Here is a 1,574-nt window from a genome sequence, read left to right as displayed (position 1 = left end):
CGCATATTGTCGCGCGCCCAGATCGCGGCCTCGGCTTCCTGCGGCCCGCCGATCTCGCCGATCATCACCACGGCGTCGGTATCCTCGTCGCGCTCGAAGAGCTGCAGGATGTCCTTGAAGGACGAGCCGTTGATCGGATCGCCGCCGATGCCGACGCTGGTCGACACGCCGATGCCGAGCGCCTTCATCTGCGAGGCGGCTTCGTAGCCCAGCGTGCCGGAACGGCCGACGATGCCGACGCGGCCGGGCAGATAGATGCTGCCCGGCATGATGCCCATCAGCGCCTGTCCGGGCGTGATGACGCCGGCGCAGTTCGGTCCGACGAGGCGCATGCGGTCCTCGAAGCGGTAGCGGCGCATGTAGCGCTTGACCTGCATCATGTCCTGCGAGGGGATGCCGTCGGTGATGCAGACGCAGAGCTTTATGCCGGCATCCGCCGCCTCCATGATCGAATCGGCGGCAAACGGCGGCGGCACGAAGACGATGCTGGCCTCGGCGCGCGTTTCGCGCACCGCGCCCTTGACCGTGTTGAAGACCGGCAGGCCGAGATGCGTCTGGCCGCCCTTGCCGGGGGTGACGCCGCCGACCAGCTTGGTGCCGTAGCGCTTCATGTCGTCGGCGTGGAAGCTGCCGATCTTGCCGGTGAAGCCCTGGACGATGACCCGCGTTGAGCGGTTGAGCAGGATTGCCATTTTTCTCGACCTCCCTCAGGCTGCTTTTTTCTTCTTGGCGGCCGCGCGCCACGCGGCGACGGCCTTTTCGGCGGCTTCGGCGAGTGTGTCGGCGACGATCACCTTCTCGCCGGAATCGGCCAGGATCTTGCGGCCTTCCTCGACCTTGGTGCCGGAGAGCCGCACCACCAAAGGCACGTCGACGCCGACTTCGCGGATTGCCTTGATGACGCCTTCGGCGACCCAGTCGCAGCGGTTGATGCCGGCGAAGATGTTGACCAGGATGGTCTCGACTTGTCTGTCGCCGAGCACGGCGCGGAAGGATTTTGCCACCCGCTCGGGCGAGGCGCCGCCGCCGATGTCGAGGAAGTTGGCCGGCTCGCCGCCGGCGATCTTGATCATGTCCATCGTCGCCATGGCGAGCCCCGCGCCGTTGATGATGCAGCCGATGTTGCCGTCGAGACCGACATAGGAGAGGCCGCGGTCGCTGGCGAAGGTTTCGCGCGGGTCTTCCTGGCTCTTGTCGCGCAGCTCGGAGATTTCCGGGCGGCGGAACAGCGCGTTCTCGTCGAAGGACATTTTGGCATCGAGCGCGACGAGGCTGCCGTCGCGGGTCACCACCAGCGGATTGATCTCCAGCATCGAGGCGTCGTAGTCGCGGAACACCTGGTAGCAGCCGAGGATGGTTTCGGTGGCCTTGCCGATCAGGTTGCTTTCAAGGCCAAGGCCGAAGGCGATCTCGCGCGCCTGGAAGCCCTGCATGCCGACACCGGGATCGACCGTGGCGCGGATGATGGAATCCGGTTTCTTTTCCGAGATGTCCTCGATCTCCATGCCGCCGGCGGCCGACGCCACGATCATGACGCGCTCTTCCTTCCGGTCGAGCACGAAGCCGAGATAGAG

General features: G+C 65.8%; 2 protein-coding genes. Both read right to left on the bottom strand.

All coding sequences use genetic code 11. The features are described 5' to 3' along the window. Positions 1-692, bottom strand: a 692-nt coding sequence (gene sucD, locus AC4FWB_RS34020; RefSeq protein WP_491030586.1) for a succinate--CoA ligase subunit alpha, incomplete at its 3' end; no start/stop codon positions are given. Positions 693-707: 15 nt separating this feature from the next. Further along, on the bottom strand, positions 708-1,574 hold an 867-nt coding region (sucC, locus tag AC4FWB_RS34015; RefSeq protein ID WP_491030585.1), incomplete at its 5' end, for an ADP-forming succinate--CoA ligase subunit beta.

The organism is Mesorhizobium sp. LEGMi-168a (assembly GCF_058312955.1).
The sequence above is the reverse complement of the archived record's forward strand: the minus strand, read 5'-3'. Positions and strand labels throughout refer to the sequence as shown.